Source organism: Streptomyces sp. MK37H (genome assembly GCF_018035285.1).
GTDB lineage: Bacteria > Actinomycetota > Actinomycetes > Streptomycetales > Streptomycetaceae > Streptomyces > Streptomyces endocoffeicus.
The window spans coordinates 1-7,963 of the sequence record NZ_JAAAYH010000415.1; the positions used below are offsets into that span (position 1 = coordinate 1).

6 protein-coding genes are annotated in these 7,963 nt (G+C 70.3%); 3 read left to right on the top strand and 3 right to left on the bottom strand.

Annotated elements, in window-relative coordinates; genetic code table 11:
• The coding region (locus GWI24_RS36190) for a hypothetical protein (RefSeq protein WP_210950275.1) at positions 1 to 381 on the bottom strand (381 nt) is incomplete at its 3' end.
• A complete protein-coding gene (locus tag GWI24_RS36195; RefSeq protein ID WP_210950276.1) occupies positions 378 to 1,661 on the bottom strand; it encodes a molybdopterin-dependent oxidoreductase in 1,284 nt (427 codons plus the stop codon). The genes GWI24_RS36190 and GWI24_RS36195, both read right to left, overlap by 4 nt.
• A 153-nt stretch (positions 1,662 to 1,814) precedes the next feature.
• Between GWI24_RS36195 and GWI24_RS36200 the strand changes: the two genes are divergently transcribed.
• Together GWI24_RS36200 and GWI24_RS36205 are read left to right on the top strand one after the other, a co-directional pair.
• Positions 1,815 to 3,221 carry a hypothetical protein gene (locus GWI24_RS36200; RefSeq protein WP_210950277.1) on the top strand — a complete coding sequence of 469 codons (1,407 nt, stop codon included), beginning with the start codon at positions 1,815 to 1,817 and terminating at the stop codon, positions 3,219 to 3,221.
• Between the two features lie 143 nt (positions 3,222 to 3,364).
• Positions 3,365 to 4,621: a hypothetical protein gene (locus tag GWI24_RS36205; protein WP_374103378.1), complete on the top strand. Its 1,257-nt coding sequence runs from the start codon at positions 3,365 to 3,367 to the stop codon at positions 4,619 to 4,621.
• A 114-nt stretch (positions 4,622 to 4,735) separates the two neighbouring features.
• Here GWI24_RS36205 and GWI24_RS36210 read toward each other — a convergent pair whose 3' ends face one another.
• Entirely contained in the window at positions 4,736 to 6,715 is a 1,980-nt protein-coding gene (locus GWI24_RS36210; RefSeq protein ID WP_210950280.1) for a transglycosylase domain-containing protein, read from the bottom strand.
• A 484-nt stretch (positions 6,716 to 7,199) separates the two neighbouring features.
• On the opposite strand from GWI24_RS36210, the gene GWI24_RS36215 reads away from it, so the two are divergent.
• The coding region (locus GWI24_RS36215; protein ID WP_210950279.1) for a DUF692 domain-containing protein at positions 7,200 to 7,963 on the top strand (764 nt) is incomplete at its 3' end.

Genomic DNA, 7,963 nt, shown 5'->3' on the forward strand with positions numbered 1-7,963 from the left:
GGTCGCGTTCTCGTAGCGGCGCTCCTGCCGGCCGAGGATCAGCGGGAACCACACCAGCAGCAGCACACCGGAGACGAAGGCGGGCACCCGCACATGGTTGATCCACCGGGCCGGGGCCGGGAGGACGGCCGCCACGGCACGGTCGGCGAGCGCGTACAGCGGCAGCAGCACCAGGTCATGGAGGACGGCGGCGCCGACGAACCACAGCGCGAACCCGACCCAGTCCCCGCTCAGCAGCCTCACCCCGACGTAGCCGGTCAGCGCGAAGGAGCACAGCAGCAGCACCAGCCGCAGCGGCGACTCCCCGTCCAGCCGCCGCAGCCCAGAACCCTGCCGTCCGGCGGCCCTCACACCGTCCCCCCGAAGTCCGGGAAACCTCATACCGTCCCCCCAAAGGTCAGCCGCCCGACCCACTTGGTGTTGTGCACACCCGGAGCCCCGGGCACGATCACCCGCGCCGGATAGCCGTGGTCCGGCGACAGATCCGCGCCGTTGACCTTCAGCGCCAGCAGCGAGCGCGGATCGCGGACCTGGTGCTCGCTCAGCACGACGCTGCGGAAGGAGCCGTGCCGCTGCACGGACTCCACCAGCACCCTCGGCGGCCGGTCGGCATGCCCCACCAGCGCGGCGAGGTCGGCCAGCCGTACCCCCTCCCACCGCTGGTCGGCCGTGGACCACCCCTCCACACAGGCGATGGGCAGCGCCGCGCCGTGGTGCTCCAGCCGCAGCAGCCGCTCCCGGGTGAGGACGGTCTCGTGGCCCGCAGCGCCCCGCACCACCAGCCGCCAGTCGGGCCCGATGTCGCGGGCGCGGATGCCGACGGCCGCGACGGTCTTGTTGATCTGGAAGCCGTTCGGCCCCCGGCCCGGCTCACGCCCGTGCGGGGCGAGCAGCGCGCTCGTACGCAGCGGCCCGTCGATGCTCTGACCGGCCGTCACCACCAGCAGCGCGAAGGAGCCGGTGCCGACCATGGCGAGCGCGCCCCGCCGCGACATGGTCGGCGCGGCGGGCCGCGGGCTGACCAGACCGGTCTCGTCCGGCGGCTCCGGCCGGGTGTCGGAGGTGCGGGTGCGCAGCTCGGCCCGTAGCTCGCGGCTCCGCAGCGTCCGCACCATGAGCGGGAGCCGCAGCGCCACATGGACCACGAGGGCGGCCATGAAGATCCACGCCCCGTAGAAGTGCAGCGGGTAGAAGGAGCCGGGGAAGACGTAGTCCAGCTGGACGTTGAGCACGCCGGTGGCGAACTCGAACAGTCCCCCGCCGACCAGCAGGAGCAGCGAGAGCCGCTCCAGCGCGTGCCCCAAGGACCGCACCGGCGGCCAGGCGAACAGCTTGGGGATGACCGACCACAGCTTGGCCAGCAGCACGGGGACGAGCACGACACCGAGCGTGACGTGCACCCCCTGGGTGACGCGGTAGAGCCAGGAGGGGTCGGTCGGCCAGGAGAAGAGGTAGAAGCCCAGCAGCCCCTTGTCCGGTGTCTTGTCGTTGACCGGGGACAGATCGGGGTTGTAGGCGGCGTACGACAGCAGTCCGGTCACGAAGAGCACGGGGATGCCGAAGAGCAGGACCAGGCCGAAGGCGGACGTCAGCCAGGGGCCGCGGAGCGGGCTGCGCCACAAGGCGCGGCGTTCACGGTCGGTACGGGGAGGGTGGCTCATGGCATGACCGTAGGACCGCCGCACCGCCTCCAGGCGCCTTGAGCCCATGACGAAACGGTGACGTCACGGGGCCTGGCCGGGAAGATCTGACGGTCCGGTGACAGCGCGCGGCGCGGCGGCCCGGCGGTGGGCTCGGCGACGTAGCGTGACGTCGTGAAGCTCCCTCTCCGCAGCGACGTCGACATCCAGCCCGCCCAGGACGACACACGGACCGGCCGTCGCCGGGACGTGCTCGCCGCCGCTGCAGCCGCCGTGCTCCTCGCCGTCGCCGCCGTCGTCGGCACCCTGATCCAGCGGACCGATCACTCCCTGTACGTCGACTGGGCGCCGCTGTACGCCGACTGGCTGCCCCATGTGGGCCCCGGCACGCCCCTCGCCCTGGCCGTCGCCGCGGCGGTCGTCGTCCACGGCCACCGGCTGGCGGCGCGGCTGCCGTGGCGGGGGCTGTTGGGGGCCGTCTGGGCGGCGGCCATGGCCTGGATCTGGTCGCTGGCGCTGGTCGACGGATGGCGGCGCGGGGTGGCGGAGCGGCTGACGGCGCGCCACGAATATCTGCGCGGCATCGACCGGTTCCAGGACATCGGCGCGGCCCTGCGCGGCTTCACCGGCCATATCCTGCTCACCCAGCCCGACCACTGGCCCGCCCATATCGCGGGCCATCCGCCGGGCGCCGTGCTCACCTTCGTGGGCCTGGACCGGCTGGGCCTGGGCGGCGGCGGTTGGGCGGGGACCTTCTGCGTCACCGTGGGCGGCTCGGCGGCGGTCGCGATCCTGGTCACGCTGCGCGCCCTGGGGCAGGAGCGGGCGGCGCGTACGGCCGCCCCGTTCCTGGTCCTGGCCCCCGGGGCGGTATGGGTGGGCGCCTCGGCCGACGGCTACTTCGCGGCGGTCGCGGCCTGGGGGCTCGCGCTGCTGGCGCTCGCGGCGACGCGTACGGTCCGGGCGCCCGGGGCGGTCGCGCTGGGCTCCGGGCTGCTGCTGGGGCTGACGGCCTATCTCTCGTACGGGCTGACGCTGCTGGCGCTGCCCGCCGCCGCCGTACTGCTGCTCAGTCGCACCGCGCGGCCGCTGCCCTTCGTTCTGACCGGGGTGGCGGTGGTGGCCGGGGCGTTCACGCTGGCCGGGTTCCGGTGGTGGGAGGGGTACTCCCTGCTGGTCGAGCGCTACTACCAGGGCGTGGCCTCCGATCGCCCGTACGCGTACTGGGTCTGGGCCAATCTGGCCGTCGCGTCGGTGGTCGCCGGTCCCGCATGTGTCGCGGGCGCGCGGCGGATGCTGTCGGCGGTGCCCGACGCCGCCCGGCGGCTGCGCCCGGGCGGGCCGGTCGGTCCTGGCGCCCCGGACGGGCTCGTCGTCCTGACCTTCGCGGCGCTGTTCGCGCTTGTCGTGGCCGATTTGTCCGGGATGAGCAAGGCCGAGACTGAGCGGATCTGGCTTCCCTTCCTCGTCTGGCTGCTGCCCACCACCGCGCTGCTGCCCGCCCGTGATCGCCGCCGATGGCTCCTGGTCCAGGCCTGCCTCTCACTGCTCGTCAATCACCTGCTTTTGACCGGTTGGTGAGGATGACCGATGTGAAGAGCACGTGATACTTCTGTGATACTGAGGGGGACGTACATCTGTACTGTTGCCAGGGGGCGGGACCCGTGAAGGCGCTGAAGATCGTGAAAGCGTTGAAGGCTTTAAACGCCAGGAACGCCTATGGCGTGGCCGCGCCCATAGGCGCGCTGACGGCCGTGGCCGTCGTGGTGGCGCTGCTGATAGCCCTGACCTCGCCGGGGGACGCGGGGGGCGCGCAGGACGGGGACCTCCCCGCGTCCGCGGCGTCCCCCAAGTCGGACCGGGTCCCCAGGGAGCCCAAGAAGGAAGACAAGTACGCCCATTGGGACGGCAAGGTCAAGGTGCTCGGAGACGGCTCCACGTCCTACACCGGACCGCAGCCGCATCAGCTCAAGCCCGAGAAGCTCAAACCGGGTGAGAAGCCGCCGCAGTTCGTGGTCTTCTCCTGGGACGGCGCGCTGGAGAACGACGACCATCTCTTCTCCCGCTTCCGCGAGGTGGCCAAGGAGACCAACGCCACCATGACGTTCTTCCTGAGCGGCATGTATCTGCTGCCCAAGTCGAAGAGCGACCTCTACCGGCCGCCCCAGCACAAGCCGGGCTCGGCCGCCATATCCTTCCCCACCGACGAGCACATCAGGGAGACCCTGGAGCAGCTGCGCGGGGCCTGGCTGGACGGCAATGAGATCGGCTCCCACTTCAACGGCCATTTCTGCGGCGCCAAGGGCGGGGAGGACTGGTCCACCCAGGAGTGGAAGAGCGAAACGGAGCAGGCGTATTCGTTCGTGAAGCAGTGGAAGACGAACACCGGCTTCACCGACATCAAACCGCTGCCGTTCGACTATGACGTGGAGCTGGTGGGCGGGCGCGCGCCGTGCCTGGAGGGCCAGAAGACGCTGATTCCGGCGATCAAATCCCTCGGCTGGCGCTATGACGCGAGTTCCCCGGGGGACTTCCAGCTCTGGCCGTCCAAGATCGATGGAATCTGGAACTTCCCGCTGCAGCTGGTGCCGTATCCGGAGAGCGAGAAGCAGGTCCTCTCGATGGACTTCAACTTCCTCTTCAACCAGTCCGGTGACAGCACCGAGGGCGATCCGGCGAAATACGCGGAGTGGGAGCGGCTGACCCGCCAGGGATATCTGAACGGCTTCGAGCGGGTCTACAACGGCAGCCGGGCGCCGCTGTTCATCGGCAATCACTTCGAGACCTGGAACGGCGGCATCTATATGCAGGCCATCGAGGACGTGATGAGGAGTGTCTGCCGCCGCGACGGAGTGCGGTGCGTGTCGTTCAAGCAGCTCGCCGACTGGCTGGACGCCCAGGACCCGAAGGTCCTGGCGAAGCTGCGGATGCTGGACCCGGCGGAATCGCCGGACTGGTCCACGTACGCCAAGAGCAAGTAAGCGGTCTCGTTGCGGTGCCCTTACCGCCGGTGCGGCTCATGCCGAGGCGGCTCACGCCGGGGTAGCTCACTCCGGAGTAGCTCATTCCGTCAGTGCGGCTCGCGCCGAGGCGGCTCATTCCGCCGCCCCGTCCGTCATATAGCTCTTCCAGATGTCCATGGGGTAGGTGTCACCCGAGGTGTCGGCGCCTCCCCCGCCCATTCCCTTGAGCGGCATCAGCTCCTGCGACTTCGGGTCCACCCGGGACAGCGAGACCGCCGTCGAGAGCTTCTTGGTGTAGCCGACGAACCAGGCGGAGGTGCCGTCCTGCGCCGTGCCGCCCTTACCGGCCACATCGCCACCGCCCACGGCCGCCTCGCGCGCCGAACCGTCCGGGCTCTGGACCGCGCCGCGCAGCGCGTCGTCCACCTGCGCCGCGACCGCCGCGCTGAAGGCCCGCTTGGCGTGGTCCTTGCGCAGCTCGACCTTCTGCCCGCCGTGGGTGAGCCCGCTCACCGAGTACGGCGCGTAGTGCGTGCCTTCGGCGGCGAACGTCCCGTAGGCGCTGGCCATACGGATGGAGCTGGGCGTCGCGGTGCCGAGCGAGAACGCGGGCACCCGCGCGCCGAAGCTGCTGGGCAGCAGCCCCGCGTCGATGGACGCCCGCCGGACCCGGTCCAGGCCGACGTCCATGCCCAGCTGGATCATCGGGGTGTTGATGGACCGCACGATCGCCTGGCGCAGCGAGACCTGCCCATAGGAGGCGTCGTCGTCATTGGTGGCCCGCACGATCTTGCCGCCGCGGTCCCAGTACGGGCCCTCGGGCGTATGCACCGCGATCTTGTTGTCGCCGTCGTAGAGCGTCGAAGGTGTCACGGGCGTCCGCGCGCCGTTGCGCCGCAGCAGGACGCCGTCGCGCAGCGCCGCGGCGTAGACGAAGGGGGTGAAGGAGGTGCCGGCCGGGACGGTGGAGGCGTTCGCGTCGTTGAATCCCTGCTCCAGATAGCCGGGGCCGCCGTACAGCGCGCGTATGGCGCCTCCCGGAGCCACCGAGGCGGCGCCTATGCGCACATGGCGGTCCTCGGGGCGCTGCTCGGGGTCGAGGTTGTCCCGGGTCTTCTTGACCGCCTTGGCGAGCGCCTGGACCTTCGGCTTCTCGAAGGTGGTGTGGATCTGATAGCCGCCCAGGTCGAAATCGGCGGCGGATATGTCGGTGTGGGAGCTGACATACGCCTTGGCCGTCTCCACCAGATAGCCGACCTGACCGGTGAGCCCCACCGGCTTGGGCTGCGCCTTGGGCTCTGGGAATGTCGTATAGCGCGCCCGCTCGGACTTGGAGAGCTTTCCGATGTCGACCATCCGGTCCAGCACCCACTTCCAGCGGTCGACGGCCCGCTTGTGGTTCTTGGCGCTGAGCGTCGGATCGAAGGTCCCGGCGCCCTTGAGCAGCGAGGCGAGCAACGCGCCCTCGCTCGCGTTGAGTTTCGAGACGTCCTTGCCGTAGTACGCGTACGCCGCCCGCTGAATGCCGTAACTGCCGCGCCCGAACCAACTGGTGTTCAGATAGCGCTGGAGGATCTCCCGCTTGCTCATCCGGTCGTCCAGCTTGATGGCCATGAACATCTCGGTGAGCTTGCGGGAGAAGGTCTGGCGCTGATTCAGATAGGCGTTCTTCACATACTGCTGGGTGATGGTCGAGCCGCCCTGTGTCTCACCGCCCGTCACCATCCGCGTCACGGCGCGCATCAGCCCGCTCGGAGACACTCCGCTGTCGGTGTAGAAACTGGCGTTCTCGGCGGCGAGGACCGCCCACTGGACGTCTTCCGGCACCTTGTCCAGCGGCACTTCCTGCCGGTTGACCGGGCCGGTGCGGGCCATCTCGCTGCCGTCGGCCCAGTAGTAGACGTTGTCCTGCTGGGTGGCGAAGTCGTTGAGGTTCTTCGGGATGTCGGTCTGCAGATACAGAAAGCTCAGCAGACCGGTCAGACTGCCGAGGCAGAACAGGAAGAGCAGGGCGGTCTGACGCCACGACGGCAGCCATCGCGTCACACCGCGCCGCCCCGCCCTGGGGTAGTCCAGCCGGATCCGCGCGGCCGCCCAGCGGCGCAGCCGCATCCCCCGGCTCCTCGATGGCGGCTTACGGCGGTGCTTGCGGTGCTTCCCCATGGCGTTGTCGCTGCTGCCCAGCACGTGTTTCCCCCACGCTCGCTCCGCGCGCGGGCGCGGCACAAAGGTGTGATCTGATCTTCCATCCCCCCAGACAGACCGATCCTATTTTCCCCTCTGAACGTCTGTCGCCACAGGGCCCCAATTTTTTGTAACAGTGACCATATTCAGGGACTCCACCCACCCGGTGACCTTTCGCACCGCCCGGGCCGGCCACCGGCACCGCCCGGGCCGGCCCCTGGCACCGCCCGGGCCGGCCACCGGCCGACGGTCCGGCGCATACCCCCCGGGGCATCCCCGCCGTGACACCCCGAAGCTCAAATGAACCTCTGAACCATGCGGCCGTGGGATTCGTCCTCCCTGTATGGGGTCATGACCCCGGCACGCGAGAACACACCGCGGGGGACGCGGTACGGAACGAGGAGGGGGAGCCATGGTGCGCCTCGGTACCGGAATCGGCTGGCGACCGGAGATCGCCGACGACATCGCGCGGCTGCCCGGCATCGACTGGGTGGAGGTGGTGGCGGAGAACATCTGCCCCGACCATGTGCCGGACGCGCTCCGGCGGCTGCGCGAGCGCGGGACCACGGTGGTCCCGCACGGGGTGTCGCTCGGCCTCGGGGGAGCCGAGCGGCCCGACCCCGGCCGCCTCCGGGCGCTGGCCGAACGGGCCGAGGCGCTGGGCTCGCCGCTGGTCACCGAGCACATCGCGTTCGTCAGGGCCGGGGGGCCGCTGACCGCGTCACCGGCCATCGAGGCCGGGCATCTGCTGCCGGTGCCGCGGACCCGTGACACGCTGGACGTGCTGTGCGAGAACGTGCGCATCGCGCAGGACGCGCTGCCGGTGCCGCTCGCGGTGGAGAACATCGCGGCGCTGATCTCCTGGCCCGGCGAGGAGATGACCGAGGGCCAGTTCCTGGCCGAGCTCGTGGAGCGCACGGGGGTGCGGCTGCTCATCGACGTGGCCAATCTGCACACCAACCACGTCAACCGGGGCGAGGACCCGGCCAAGGCGCTGGACGAGCTGCCCACGTCGGCGATCGCCTACGTCCATGTGGCGGGCGGAGTGGAGCGGGACGGGGTGTGGCACGACAGCCACGCCCATCCGGTGACCCAGCCGGTGCTCGACGTCCTCGCCGAGCTGTGCGCCCGTACGACACCGCCTGGGGTGCTGCTGGAACGCGACGAGGACTTTCC

Coding starts and splice junctions, on each gene's coding strand:
- GWI24_RS36210 (WP_210950280.1), bottom strand. CDS start 6,715: ATGCGGCTGCGCCGCTGGGCGGCCGCGCGGATCCGGCTGGACTACCCC.
- GWI24_RS36195 (WP_210950276.1), bottom strand. CDS start 1,661: ATGAGCCACCCTCCCCGTACCGACCGTGAACGCCGCGCCTTGTGGCGC.